This window comes from Bradyrhizobium sp. USDA 4502, from assembly GCF_054063355.1.
The window spans coordinates 32,686-45,939 of sequence record NZ_JBSSGF010000001.1 but is presented as its reverse complement, the minus strand read 5'-3'; the positions used below and the strand labels follow the sequence as shown (position 1 = coordinate 45,939).

The 13,254-nt window shown below is 57.5% G+C and carries 8 protein-coding genes and 3 pseudogenes; 4 read left to right on the top strand and 7 right to left on the bottom strand.

Translation table 11 applies throughout. From position 1 onward, the window contains the following. Positions 1-20: 20 nt before the first annotated feature. The 7 genes and pseudogenes from ACVW1B_RS00170 to ACVW1B_RS00140 form a co-directional block, all read right to left on the bottom strand. A pseudogene (locus tag ACVW1B_RS00170) lies at positions 21-1,133 on the bottom strand (ABC transporter ATP-binding protein). Next, a complete protein-coding gene (locus ACVW1B_RS00165) occupies positions 1,133-1,957 on the bottom strand; it encodes an HAD-IIA family hydrolase (RefSeq protein WP_253603914.1) in 825 nt (274 codons plus the stop codon). Before ACVW1B_RS00165 ends, ACVW1B_RS00170 begins: the two are co-directional and overlap by 1 nt. Beyond that, positions 1,950-2,720 (bottom strand): SDR family NAD(P)-dependent oxidoreductase, encoded by a 771-nt coding sequence (locus ACVW1B_RS00160; protein ID WP_253603916.1) that lies wholly within the window; start codon positions 2,718-2,720, stop codon positions 1,950-1,952. The genes ACVW1B_RS00165 and ACVW1B_RS00160 overlap by 8 nt, the downstream gene beginning before the upstream one ends. Beyond that, positions 2,717-3,658 (bottom strand): ribokinase, encoded by a 942-nt coding sequence (locus tag ACVW1B_RS00155; RefSeq protein WP_253603918.1) that lies wholly within the window; start codon positions 3,656-3,658, stop codon positions 2,717-2,719. The genes ACVW1B_RS00160 and ACVW1B_RS00155 overlap by 4 nt, the downstream gene beginning before the upstream one ends. Continuing rightward, positions 3,655-5,460 (bottom strand): ABC transporter permease, encoded by a 1,806-nt coding sequence (locus ACVW1B_RS00150; protein ID WP_253603920.1) that lies wholly within the window; start codon positions 5,458-5,460, stop codon positions 3,655-3,657. The genes ACVW1B_RS00155 and ACVW1B_RS00150 overlap by 4 nt, the downstream gene beginning before the upstream one ends. 80 nt (positions 5,461-5,540) lie before the next feature. Next, positions 5,541-6,926 (bottom strand): extracellular solute-binding protein, encoded by a 1,386-nt coding sequence (locus ACVW1B_RS00145; protein WP_253636006.1) that lies wholly within the window; start codon positions 6,924-6,926, stop codon positions 5,541-5,543. Positions 6,927-7,309: 383 nt separating this feature from the next. Beyond that, positions 7,310-8,386 carry a hypothetical protein gene (locus ACVW1B_RS00140; protein WP_253587991.1) on the bottom strand — a complete coding sequence of 359 codons (1,077 nt, stop codon included), beginning with the start codon at positions 8,384-8,386 and terminating at the stop codon, positions 7,310-7,312. Positions 8,387-8,805: 419 nt separating this feature from the next. On the opposite strand from ACVW1B_RS00140, the gene ACVW1B_RS00135 reads away from it, so the two are divergent. The 4 genes and pseudogenes from ACVW1B_RS00135 to ACVW1B_RS00120 all read left to right on the top strand — a co-directional run. After that, on the top strand, positions 8,806-10,215 hold the full coding sequence (locus tag ACVW1B_RS00135) for a hypothetical protein (RefSeq protein ID WP_253603924.1): 1,410 nt from the start codon (positions 8,806-8,808) through the stop codon (positions 10,213-10,215). 895 nt (positions 10,216-11,110) lie between these two features. After that, positions 11,111-11,545, top strand: coding sequence for an SET domain-containing protein (locus tag ACVW1B_RS00130; protein WP_081334933.1), 435 nt, complete (start codon positions 11,111-11,113; stop codon positions 11,543-11,545). A gap of 360 nt (positions 11,546-11,905) precedes the next feature. Continuing rightward, positions 11,906-12,111 (top strand): annotated as a pseudogene (locus ACVW1B_RS00125) (IS5/IS1182 family transposase); the annotation flags it as partial. 937 nt (positions 12,112-13,048) lie between these two features. Next, positions 13,049-13,231 (top strand): annotated as a pseudogene (locus tag ACVW1B_RS00120) (transposase); the annotation flags it as partial. Positions 13,232-13,254: the final 23 nt, after the last annotated feature.

Sequence of the window (13,254 nt, the reverse complement as noted above, 5' to 3'; positions counted from 1 at the left end):
CTTTTGGCGACTAACTAAAATTAGCTCCAATTTGCGGGCGCATGCAACTGCCGCAGAGCTTTTCCGTTCGTCTTGAACAGATGGCAGTCGGCGGGGAAGCCGCAAGACGAACTTTTCCGGAGTTTTTGAGCGGATCAGGCTTTGCCGCTTTTGCCACGACTGCCTCCTTTCCGGCGTTGCCATAAACGTAAGTGACGCAGCCGAGATGCTCGACGAAATCGAGATCGAGGTCGATCGCGATATCCTTCTCTGCGGACGATGAGGAGAAATCATCGGACCTTATGCCAAGCGTGATCGGCTTGCCGATCAGCGATTTGTCCGCCTCCACGGGGACACAGACCAGCGCACCCGCATCCAGTCGAACCTCCATGCCCAACTCATGCGCTGCTTCGACCTTGCCGCCTAGGAAATTCATTTTGGGCGAGCCGATGAATCCCGCGACAAACCGGGACGCCGGATTGTGGTAGAGATCATGCGGGCTCCCCACCTGCTCGACAACGCCCTCCTTGAGCACGACGATCTTGTCAGCCATGGTCATGGCTTCGATTTGGTCGTGCGTCACATAAATCATCGTGTTGCCAAGCTGCTTGTGAAGCTTGGCAATCTGAACCCGCATTTGGACGCGCAATTCCGTATCCAGGTTGGACAACGGCTCATCGAATAAAAACACCTTTGGCTCACGCACAATGGCGCGGCCAATTGCCACGCGCTGCCGCTGCCCGCCGGACAGTTGTCGAGGTTTACGACCCAGGAGGTGATCCATTTGCAACAGCGATGCAGCCTGGGCAACCCTGGCATCAATGTCGGCTTTACTAAGTTTCGCCATGCGGAGAGGAAAGGCGAGATTCTCGCGGACAGTCATATGCGGATAGAGAGCGAGCGTAGCTCTGAAACACCATGCCAAGGTTACGATCAGCCGCATCAACGTCGTTGACGACCTCGTTATCGATCAGCAGCCGTCCATCGCTAATTCGCTCCAGCCCTCCGATCATGCGCAGCAGCGTCGACTTACCCGACCCGGATGGCCCAACGAAGACGACGAATTGGCCATGGTCGATTGCGAGGTCGATATTCCGCAGTACCTGGATAGTCCCGTAGGCCTTGCTGACACCTTCTAGACGAACGTCGGCCATCACGCTCTCCTCTGTCGCGGGCTTCCAACCACGGCCGGGATCTCAATCTCCGCCAGGCTCGATACGATGAAATCTGGTCGTGCCAGGGAAGGATTCTCTCGGGGCGGAACGCCGGTCGTGACCAGCACGGTCGGAAGGCCAGCTCGCTTACCGGCCTGAATATCCGTCGCAACCTGGTCACCGATCATCAGTGTGGCGCTGCGCACCGTCCCTAGGCGGGAAAGCGCCGTTTCGATCATGTGCGGCTCGGGCTTACCAACGATCAGCGGCTTGACCTGGGTAGCAGTAGCCACAGCCGTAATTATTGCTCCTGCTCCCGGTTCGAATCCATTAGCGGTTGGCAAGAGGAGATCGGGGTTTGTGCCGATGAGGGCGGCACCGTTCAAGATCGCCTCAATCGCAATCCGCATCTTCTCATGTGTGATGTGGCGATCGAGACCCATCACCACGATCTCCGGCTCTTGGTCAGTCACGTCCAGACCTACCGCGGCGACCGCATTCACAAGCGAGGTCGCGCCGATGACATATACGCGGCTCGCGTCCGGGTACTTCGCGCGCGCGAGTTCTGCGGCCGCGATCGCGCTGGTAACCACTTCGTTCGGCACGATTGTAAGGCCAAATGCTTGCAATTTGCGGGCGACGTCCTCCGGCGTGTGGGTCGAATTGTTTGTCACGAAACAGAAGGGCAGTCCGGCCGCCCGCCAACGCGTAAATGCTTCTATGGCATCGACAATTGCGGCATCTCCGCGATAGAGGACGCCATCGAGATCCGAAATGATCCCAGCGACTGACGGCCAGTCAAGATGAGAGCTTGGGCTAGCCATTCATCAGCATCCCGCCATTCACGTGAACGATCTGTCCTGTCATGTAGGAAGCCGCAGGACTCGCGAGGAAGACGGCTAGCCCTGCGATATCCTCAGGCACTCCAACCCGTCCTAATGGGATCCGGCCACCATGGCGAGCTTCGGTCTCCTCCCGCGGGCGACCGTGCATGGGAGTATCAATGATGCCAGGCGCGATCGCATTCACGTTGATGCTGAGGGGCGCGCATTCATAGGCAAGTAGTTTGGTCATGTCGTGAACGATTGCCTTTGAAAGGCAATAGTCACCCCCGCCGGCCTGGTAGTTGAAAACTGCACCTTGCGATGACAGCGAGGAGCCCACATTGACAATGCGTCCGCCTTTGCTTTTCATGAAGCGCTCAACGACCAATTTCGAACAGCGCAGGACGGCGATCGAGTTGATCTGGATCGTACGTTCAATTTTTTCAGCGCTGCCGCTGAGCAGCGGCTGGGCAGATTTTATGCCTGCATTATTGACCAGCACGTCCAGCCGGCCAAAGTGCCTGGCGATTTCTTCGAGGACCCTACCGACGTCTTCCTCGCGCGCGACGTCCATAGCCATGGGCAGTATGCCATTGCCATAGGGCAGTCTTGGCAGAGTATCTCTGAGGTTCTCTAGATTGGCATCGGTGGCGACGACGTTCGCGCCTCCCTGGCGAAATGCATTCGCAATGGCAGAACCAATACCGCCACCTGCCCCGGTGACGAGCACCGTTCGGTCTGCAACTGAGAACTGTACGGTCATTCCAACTCCAAGATCGTTTGAGACTGTAAAAACTCGTCAACTGCCTGGGCAGTCGGCATTGAGCTTTGAGCACCGCGCCGTGTTACACATAAGGCAGCCACCGCTAGCGCCCTTCTCACTGCTTCCTCTAGAGGCAGCCGCTGAGCGAGCGACGCTGCGAATGCCCCGTTGAAGGCATCGCCTGCGGCCGTGGTATCGACGACCTTGACGGGGAACGCCCGAAGAGCAAAGGAGCGCGTGGCATCAGCGTAATATGCTCCCTGCGCCCCGAGCGTGATCAGCGCGGCACCGGGCCCGAGGTCAAGCAGCTTCCCCGCCGCGCGCGCGGCGCTATCGAAGTCGCACACCTTGATGCCCGTCAGCTCGAAAGCTTCCGTCTGGTTCGGCGTGACGAAGTCAACGTTTCTCCAGGCGGCCGGTGGCAGACCTGGCCTCACCGGGGCTGGGTTGAAAATAAGCTCGAAGCCCTTCTTAAGCTTCATCTCGAACAGCCGATTGAGCGCGGGGATCGGCATCCCCATTTCTGCGACGACGATTGTATCGCGCTCTATGAATTTGATTGCGCTCTCGATCATGTCCGGCGCCACCTTCGAATTGGCGCCTGGGTCTATGACGATCATGTTGGAGCCGTCGTCAGCGACCATAACCACGGCCAAGCCCGAGACTTCGCCTGTACAGATCGTAATTGCATCAGTGCAAACGCCGGCTTCCATGAGCGATTTTAAAAGCGACTGACCGGCATCATCATCACCGAGATGCGTGTAGAAGTGTGGTTTTAGGCCGAGGCGGGCGGCCGCGACGGCTTGGTTCGCGCCCTTTCCTCCAGGGTGACGTCTCACCGTACCCATCAGGCTTTCACCCCGTGTTGGAAGCCGCTCGACATTGAAGCACAGATCGAGATTCGTCGTTCCGAAGAACATTAATGGCCGGACGCTCATTTTACGGCACCGAAGGTTAGGCCGCGTTCAAGGTGACGCTGACCGATTACGATCAGAATGACGGGAATGATCATCGTCACGACCAGCCCTGCGGCCATGACCGGGTAGAATTGCACGCCTGGATTGAGCAGCTTGAGAAGAGCGACCGTTACCGGCGCCTTGGTCGAAGTGAGGATCAGACCTAAGGCGAAGTTGTGCCAAGCAAGCAGGAAGATGAGCAACGAGGCCCCGATCAGGCCGGGTTTCAAAAGCGGTAGCACGATGTGCAGCACCACTCGGACCGGTTTGGCGCCATCCATGGCAGCTGCCTCCTCGATGTCTTTCGGGATGTCTTCGATATAGGACCGGCTCAGCCAAACAATCATCGGCAATGTAACGACTTGGTAGACCCAGATCATCCCGATATAGGTGTCATACAATCCAATCGTCTGAAAGACGCTGAAGAGCGGGATGACGACCAAAAGGACGGGGGCAAAGCGGAAGCCCAAAATGAAGAAGGCAATGTCTTCCTTGAAAGGTATGTCTCGCCTGGCTAGGACGTAGCCGGCTGGCACTCCAATGAGCAGCGCGATGATTACGGAGCCCAGCGCAATGACGACGCTGTTCGTGACCGGCGTTAGGAAGTCGACTTTGATGGTGCCATAGCTGGTCGCTCCGGCCTGGCTGACATCAAACAGGACACGGAAATTCTCCAGCGTAGGCACGAACAGGAAGGTTGGCGGCCAAGTCATCACTTCAGCCTGCTGCTTCAGCGACATCATGGCGATCCAGACAAGTGGAAAGGCCAAGATCAATGCGCAAATGCCGACGAGCAGGTTCAGAAGCACATTGACGGAGGTGGAGCGCTTCAATCGCATGGGTTGCATCCTCAGCTTACGCGCTGCCGAACGAGGCGCCATAGCTTCACCATTGGCAAACGTTGCGATTAACACGATCATCCAATTGACGACCATAAGTGCGGCACCACGCCCAAAGGCGAGATTCTGGAACGCGGTAACGTAAGCTCGCACCGAAAGTACGGAGGTGCTATTTCCAGGGCCACCTTGCGTTGTCCCAAAAATGATGTCGAACTGATTGAGGGATTCGATCAGCCGAAACACGGCGGCGATCAGGATGTATGTCGCAATCAGCGGCAACTCGATGTGCCGGAAGGTTGCCCAGCCCTTCGCGCCATTTACACGCGCGGCCTCCTTGACCTCTTCATTGATGCCCTGAAGACCGGCGAAGATGATTAGGGCGAAGAATGGCGTATAGGTCCAAACGTCAATAAGGACGAGTGAGAACATCGCGCTGTTTGGATCTGAAATCCATGTAAATCTGCCTATGCCTGCCAGGGAGAGCAGGTAGTTCATGATTCCATTTTGCGGGTCCATCATTGTCGTCCACATGAGCGCTACGCTCATCGGAGGCAGGACGAGCGGCAGGAGAATGACGGGCCGCATCACGCGCGCCAGGAAGACGTCAGTTGCAAACAGCTTGGCAAGCGCCAGACCCAATACGGCTTGCGCAAGCACCGCCGATCCGGCGTAAACAAGAGTGGCACGAACGCTATTCCAAAAATCTCCTGTCTTGATCAATGCCGCGAAGTTGTTGAGGCCGATGAAGTGAACCAAAGGCCGGCCGAATTTGAGATCGGTCAGCGACTGAAACACGCCATAGAAAAACAAGATAAGAAAGCCAAGAAGTACGATGATAGCGGGGGTGATTGCGGCAACGCTCCACCAATCAAAGCGCGGATCTTGCACGCTGACCGCCTTGCGTTTTGGCGATGCAAGTTGACTGGTCGAAGACTGCAGCGTCACGAGCCCGCGGGATCCTCGGATGTCCATCTCAGTTCATCTTTAAAATGCAGGGCGGCGATGTTGCTCGCCGCCAGCGCGTTTCACATGGACGAGCGGATCTCGGAAGCGAGATCAGCCAGCGTGGCCTTCACGTCAGCTCCGTTGACCATTTTTTGCATAGCGACGGCCCAAGCGTTCATTGCTTCTGCAAAGCCAACACGAGCTGTAAATGCGAGTTTTGCTCTATCCTGCACGGTCTTGAACGTGTCCACGAAGTTATTGAACTCAGGCTTTGCCGCATATTCGAGCCAAGCCTTGTCACTCCAGGTAGAGGCACGCGGAGAGTTGACGAGCTTGGCAGCGACGGCTCCGTTCAGTTCGACCTGCTTTGACGTTGCCCATTGGATGAACAGCCAGGCTGCCCCCTTCTTCTTTGAAGCGGCATTCATCGCAAGAGACCAGATCCAGATGTTGGATTCGAAATTCTTGCTGTTAGGAGCGCGCAGCGGAGGCGCGAATGCGATCTTCCCCGAGCCAGGTTTGCCGGCCACGTCATTCCAAAAGCCGAACATATTGAGATCGATCGCCATCGCCGTGCGTCCCGAACTGATGCCATCGACCACCTGGTACCAATTGTCGTTCGCAAACGACGGAGCCGCGCACTTCTTGATCATGTCCACATAGTCCTTGTGGAACGCGATCGACTCCGCCGAGTCGAGGCCAGTGTCCGTCTTGCCATCCTTGAGGACGAAATCATGCACCCCATAGGACCTGACGATCGAGATCGCGGCCGTGTGGATGCTGCTCCAAAATCGCACGCCGCGCACGCCAAGGGGTGTGATCGCGGGATCCGCGCCCTTCAGTTTTTCGCAGGCCGCGGACATCTCCGGAGGAGTCGTTGGGACTTTAACGTCGTACTTGTCGAGGATGTCCTTGCGGTAGAGCAGCTGGATGTTCTCAAAGCCATGCGCAATGGCCCAGACCTGTCCACTTCCCGGCTCGATCTGCCCCTCTTTGACCTTCCAGGTCAGCGCATCTCGAAGTGCAGGAAAGAAATCCTGATAGTCGTACCCCGCCGCCGTAAGTCTCGGATCGTTCAGATAATTGTCGAGCGGCTCAAGCAATTGACCCGGCGCAAGATCCCATGCTGGTTGGATGCCCGTCCCCACCACGTCCCAGCTCGTTGACTTGGTGCTGAGCTGGATTGTCAACTTATTCCAGTAGGCATCGTCCGGATAAAGCTCGGGCGTCACTTTGATGCCCGTGAGCTTCTCGAACTCCGGCAACTGGGCTGCGACCGCGTCGGCATACGGATGAATGTCATAGGCCCAGACAATCGACGCGCCTTCAAACTGGCGCCAGTTGATCTCGTCCGCCCTGGCTTGGGTGAATATCATGCCCGTTTCAGCCAAAACCGTGCAGCAGATGAGAACGCTTCGGGCAAGGCTCATCCAATAACCGCGAAAAGCGGCGAGCTTCCTTGTCATCATTCCCTCCTAGGCTCTTTGGCCCGTAAACCCACGCGCCCTCGTCGTCCGGGGGCGCGGTGAAGGGATGCTAATCCGTCATTTTTCTGCCTTGAGCTGGTTTTCAAACCAGCGTTGGGTAACATTGGGTAAGACGCAAATTCACGCTTGGTGCCTACGACGCACCTGGTGGGTAAGACAGCATCACGGTCGGTTCCGTGAAACAGGTCCTTATCGGCGAAGCATGATCGCTTTCGTTGACTTGGGCTATCGACCCGACGAGGGTCCCGGCCTTCGGACCGGATGCGCAAGCGCTCGGCACGCTGACTTTCAAATATCTGAAAGCAGGGGCGCCGGTCGCGTGCGATCCGACCGCAGTCGATAGCTCGTCAGGACTGAGAGGGTCAGTGGCCGGAATCGGATGAGCAATGAGCTCGAGAGCCCGTCATCATCTCGGGCGTATCGAAGGTGATCCTTGCTTTCTTGATCGGCATACGATCTTGCGGTGTGCTAGCAATGTTCGGATTATCCACGCTGGCTGTCCAATAATCAGCTAGATTGCCGCCCAGAAACAAGACCTCGGTCTCCTCGCGCGGTATTCCCCCTAACCAATCTCGCAGCTCCTCATCTCCGGGAGCATGCCCACGCTCTAGAATATCGTTGATCTTTCTGATCGGCCAGGCGGTGACGCTTGGTACCGTATAAGTGTGCAGCTTCTTCGCGTTCCTTGCAATTGCGTTCGCGCCATTCTCGCTGTGGTCCTTTGAAAGGAGCAGTCGCGAGGGGGTCTGGGACAATGACACAAAAGCACTCTCTGTAACGCCTTTCGTGTGCCACGCCGCGAGACGCGCCATATCAATTTCGTCCTCCCTTTCGTCGTCCGAGCAGATAGCAGCCTTATAAACATGCGGGCTAGCCTGAGCACGCAAACCCGCTAGGGAACGCACATGCGCGATGGCACTCACCTCCTCGTCTAGAATAGGCTCACAATCGATGTCCTCGTTCTGAAAACGATGCAGCGGCAGATACGATGATGCCACCACATCGTCGAAAATGCGGTCGACTTCGACGCTGCCGGCATAAGATCCGGTGGTTCGTGGCCACTGTGCGGCTCGCTGCGCAGCGAGTTTGATCTCGTTCTTCAGCGCCTTAACGCTCGCTCCGGCTAGCGATGCGGCAAGTTCAGCGCGCCCCCTGACGAAGGATTCGGCCGGGCACCGCTCGCTTTCCTGGATGGCGCACGCTCTTCGATTGCCCCTCGTCAGGGTCGAGGGTGATCCAACCCGGCAATCGATCGAAGCGGCGGCTGAATCCGATGTTCGGTGTGACCGCAGTTCGCTCAGCTGCTGCTCAAAGTCCGCTTGATCCGGCGACGGATGTGCTGGTGAGCTGGTTTGTGCGCTTGAAGGGCCGCCCGGCTGTTGCTGCGTCCGCTGCTTCTGGGTCAAGGGTCCTAATGCGTTTGGTGGATCGATGTTCATCTGTTCCCCTCGCGCATGGGACATTCAGTTTGATCTTGGCAGGTGCGGCTTTCCAGAAGCCGACAAGTGAGGAAAGGAATGCGACCGACGGCCAACTTTTCGGGGGCTTCCCGCCTCGGCTACCGACGCTGCGAAAGAGCGTCCCACGAAACTGCGGACCGCCAGGTAATCCCGCGTCTTCGGCGCGCTTGATGAGCTTATGAGATAACGTTGCGGCTGTATAGCTCCACTGATAGTTGAACAGCCGCTGGTAGTGTGCCCGCAGCGGGTCGCGTCCCTCGGGTGAGTGTGGCAGTCGGGCTGGCCAATTTGGCTCTCTTAAGTCTCTAAGCGCGTCAGCTTGTCGACAGCTGATCCTAGTAGAGCATAATCAGAGAGCGACACTATCTGCGCGCGATTGCGAACGGACTCGAGGGGACATGGACCCATTTAACAGTATCAACTCATTCAACCAAAATCGCGCTGCTCACAACGCCGCGGAGCTACAACAGCAGCAAGCGGAGTTTGAGCCGTACTTGGATGAGGTGCCGCAGCTCGATACCAGTGCCGTCGCAAGGGTTCCTATTCCAGATCACTACTATCCTCATCTGTCTGACGAAGACCGTAGACTCACCGAGGCGTTGGAACTTGGGCACCATAGGGCCCGCGGTCCTCATCCCGAAGACGCAGTTACCAGACGCCTCGGGGACGCCGCTGCGCAGCACAACGCGCCGCGGGAAGCTTTAAGTTGGCCGAAGGAGCTGACTGCAGAACATCACGATCAGGATCCGCTGGGAGGGATGATGGGCGAAGCCATCCGAGCATCGTCTCTCATGCCAACCGCGCGCGATCACCAGGCACCGGATCCCGGAGAAGCCGTGCATCACTTCAGCTGGAGCGATAGCTACCAGCCGGCTCCTAACGAACTGACCAGGAGCTCCCCCCTTAAAAGGCACGAGGTCCTCATGGGTGAGGATTACGCGGGGCAGTTGAGGCCTGCGAAGAGGCAGAGGACGCTAGGTCAGCCGGAAGGGGATGCCATTGGGCGCCAGCTGAGCGAGTCCGGCAATTCAGTCGCTCCTGTGCTGATGGAGGACGCCGGCGCACCGTCGCCTTTCGGGCCAGCGGTCGGTTCGACGTTCGTCCTTCCTGCGGAAGGTTACGATCAGGATATGCTGTGGGCGATGATGGAAGACGCCGGCCCATCGTCGTCTCGCGAGCCAACCGCACGCCATCACCAAGACTTGGATTTAGGAGAGGCCGTTCGTTCCTTTAACTCGCGGCACGGCGACCAGCACACGCCGGCTGCCCTTGACGGTAGCAGCGTCCCGCCGAGCCAGGACAGCCGACCCACCCGTTTCGTGGTTCACAATGACCGCTACACTGCGCTGTTCGTGCCCGCGGCGGAGATGAGGCGAAGCACCCCACTCAATTCGCCAGGCGCTGGCATTCGTCTCGGCTCTCGGCCGGAAAGCGTTCCGCAGCCCAGTGCACGGCCGGCGAATCGGGCCTCGCCAGCGCTGCTTGGACGGTCGATGGATCAAGCCGCCTCGGCGTCCGCCAGGGCTGAGAGGACATCCCCGGCGGTCCGCGAGATTTATGCTGCATCATTCGCCGTTCCCGAGGATTTTTCGCACGGCACCCAACCCGCCCCGGACACGATGCTCTCGAAGCTCGGCCGCTGGGGTCTCTTGCCAGACGCGGCGCAGCCGGTAAAACAATACGACATTCGCGGCGAGCGCTACATCGCCATCGTGGGGCCTGGAGGGCCCAATGACGTTCGGCTCATCCATCAACCACGAATGGAGACGCCGACGTACACCCCCGACGCTAGGAGCCCGTCCAGATAGCTCTGGTATCGGGCTTGCTAATGGACGATAGCTTGCTCCAGCGAGTCTTGCGAGCTTGGCGACCTTGTGGGCGGTGCAGATGATCGCTACCCGTCCCGATCAACTTGCACGCATCGTCGCTCAGCGACTCATCGTTCAGCCGAACGGCCATCACCTCCTTGTTATTGGAGAGCCGGCCGCCAAAGCTGCGAAGAAAAACCTACGGTGTTCTTGACGGCACGTTTGGCGGCATTGCCCTTCGTAAGGCCCTCCTCAAGCCCCGAAACAAGGGAAGCATCCTCGGAGTAAAGAGGCTGCTTCCTGCGTCCCATTGAAACCCCGGTCGACTGAACTGGTGGCAACTGATGACGACGGGTCTGGTGGTCCGTCAGCCCAGATGCACATCCTGGTCGTAGCCTTCCGCAGTTCCTCTGGCCAACGCCGGTCTGCGGCGTCATCGATCCGCCCCGAGTCTATCAGTGCCGTATCTTCGGGATCAGCAATGGTCAGGATACCGGGCGCGATCGCCATCGCTTTAGCGCCGACCGACGACTTCCGCAGCTGAGCCAGTGCTGCGCCGACGTTGCCGCCCACACCAGTGTCCTGGTTGTAGCTCTTGACATCCAGCGCCTCCGTGGAAAGCCGGCCAGCAATGTCCTTCTTATTCTTTTGAGGGAGATAGTCGCAGAAACCTCTGAGAGCAGTGCATAGATCCTCCCAACTACGCCGCTGACGCTCGCCCAGTTCGCCGAGATGCTGATCCGACAGTTACAGCGCCGAAACGAATGCAGAGATCGAAGAAAAATCGAAATTGTGGCGGAGGCGCGATTAAACGACCCTACCAATTCTTACAGGAGATTTGCGGGACTTAGGTCAGTTAGCTTGCTGGGTGTTAGTCACTTTTGGAGATATTTCAGTGTTGATTGTTGAAACCATTTTGAAGCCAGACCACTTTGGCGGCATCGGACTTTTCTCTGCTACTCTTTTACCTAAAGGTACATTGGTTTGGATTCATAATCCAATCGTTGACATTGCCGTGACGCCTGAACAGTACGAAGCCTTACCTCCAACATTTCAAGCTTTACTTGACAAGCATGCCTATCCAAGAGACCGCGATGTGGATGATGGTGTTGTAGAGTACAATGCTGACAATGCCCGTTTCATAAATCACAGCAGTCAGCCAAACACATATCAAGACGATCATTGTCGAATCTTCGCAGCCCGTGACATACAACCGGGTGAAGAACTGACTTGCGATTACTTGTCTTTCGATCCAAGGTGCGACCTATCGTGGGTTAAAGAGCTAGCGCCGAATCTTGGTGCCGGAAGGCGCCAGGCGGCCTCGGATTGAGTTTGCGGTCAGGCGACGTTGATTCCGCCGGCGAATTTACACGGGGGAGAGTTTCGGCAGCGGTTGCCCCACCGAGACGACGCGAGTTGAAGATCATCGTGAGCGCGGTCTTGTTCGACGTCCCTTGGCGCGCACGAACGCGCTTTCGATGACGTTGGCAGCCCCCCTACGTGGAGTTCACTACATCTGCTGTGCCAACCTAAGGCTTCGTTACTGACTCGCTTTTTTACTCGCTAGTGTCCGCAACTCGTCCTGGCATCGAAACACTGGGCTGCTGTTACGATTACCCCGTTAGTCTTGGTGAGGCGCTCATGAAGAGGCAGTGGGAGCGGACGCTGCTGCCCCGAATGCCTCGATGACTTGATTGACGAGAGCAGCCCGGTTCGCGTGATCGACGTATTTGTCGATGCGCTCGGTTTGGCTGAGATAGGCTTTGAGATTGCGGATCCGGCGGCGGTTGGCCGTCGTACCATCCCTCGGTGCTCCTCAAGCTTTACATTTACGGCTATCTAAACCGGGTGCAGTCGAGCCTGCGGCTGGAACGAGAGGCCGGGCGCAATGTCGACTGATTGAGCTGCTGGTTTTTCCCTTTTGGCGCGCCAGACGGGCGAGGAACAATCAGCTTGGCAGTGCATCGGCTGAGGGCCCCAGCCGGTCCAGGCGCCCCCGACTGCTGGAGGAAAATCCGTATCGTTCGGGTTGGCGGCCCCCAGGCTGGGGCCGCTCAATTGACCGGGGCGTCGGACCCGACACCTGACCGCATCGATTAACATAGCCACGTGGCAGGGCCGAAAATTAAGCGCTGTAGTATAGTTGGCCGCTTATCGATCCGCTGTTCGTGCTTTCAGCTTGTATAGTCACGCATTGCGCACACAATGAAAGCCCTTCGCTGCTCAGCCACGCGCGGCTAGCAGAGCTGCGGCAATCCCTCTATGATAGATCCGGCGCGCCCGTAGAGATCAGCGCAGATGGAGACAACAGAGAGTAAGGCCGCCTCAGTTGTGGGGCCTGCACTCGGCCAACAAAACGGCCCCGGCGAGAGCACTGACTGGGCCGTTCTCATTCCTGTCGCCGAGCCGCCGTTGTCTGTATCGGGCGCCATCGGGCCTTACAATTATATCCTCCATGAAATCGTCTGCCCAGTGTTCGCATCATCGAATCACGTCGCGTGCTCCGTCAATCAACGTGGATCAAGCAAACGCAAATAGTTGCCGCTTTTTCCTGAGTGCCCATTCTTTGGGACACATCCGGGCAGAGCTCGCGGGCAAGGTACAGCCCCATAGATATTACCTCGGTTCCTCGACTGGTGATGTAACCCCAAAATGCGCCGGATGACACTTGAAACGGTCGGGCAAAGAGATCGGCAACATCGCATTCGAAGCCATGCGAATTGACGCGACAGCCCCTATCTCAAACGGACCGCCGAAGTTGTTGCCTGTGTGACCTGCCCCTGAGTATTTCCTCCAGATGGAGTTAGAGTCCGGCCTGAGCAAGGACGGACAGATGAAGCGAGCAAGGTTCACGGAAGAGCAGATTATCGCAGTGTTGAAGGAGCATGAGGCCGGAGCGACGACAGCCGATCTGGCTCGCAAACATGGGGTCTCGGAGGCGACGATCTAAAATTGGAAGGCCAAGTTCGGCGGCATGGAAGCTTCCGAAGCCAAGCGGCTGAAGTCGCTGGAGGAGGTATAGCGCGACGATCAGGATGA